The following is a 373-nucleotide window of genomic DNA, read 5'->3' as shown; positions in this document are numbered from 1 at the left end:
CGATGAACCCGGGCGAGTGCATGGCGATCGGCTGCTGCGGCAGGTCGAGCTGCGCGAGCGCCTGGCGGTAGAGGCGCGAGAACGGGGCGAACTGCGCGGGCTGCCCACCGATGATCGCGAGGAACAGCGGCAGGCCGTACGACGCCGCACGGATGACGGACTGCGGGGAGCCGCCCACGCCGACCCAGGTCGGGATGGGGCCGTGCTCGAGCTTCGGGAAGACGTCCTGGTCGGTGAGCGATGCGCGCTTCGTGCCGCGACGAGGAAGCCACGCCCGAGGTAGGCCAGGAACGGCAGCGCGACGGAGAGGACGAGCCACAGGGTGAACGAGCCGGCGAGGATCGAGTCCGAGCCGGTCGCGCCGCCGTCGACC

1 pseudogene is annotated in these 373 nt (G+C 72.1%); it reads right to left on the bottom strand.

What is annotated here, in order from left to right:
- A pseudogene (locus I5E_RS23105) lies at positions 1-319 on the bottom strand (LLM class flavin-dependent oxidoreductase); the annotation flags it as partial.
- Between the last annotated feature and the right edge of the window lie 54 nt (positions 320-373).

The organism is Curtobacterium sp. B18 (assembly GCF_000333375.1).
In the GTDB taxonomy this organism is placed as follows: Bacteria; Actinomycetota; Actinomycetes; order Actinomycetales; family Microbacteriaceae; genus Curtobacterium.
This window is presented reverse-complemented; position numbering and strand designations above follow the sequence as displayed.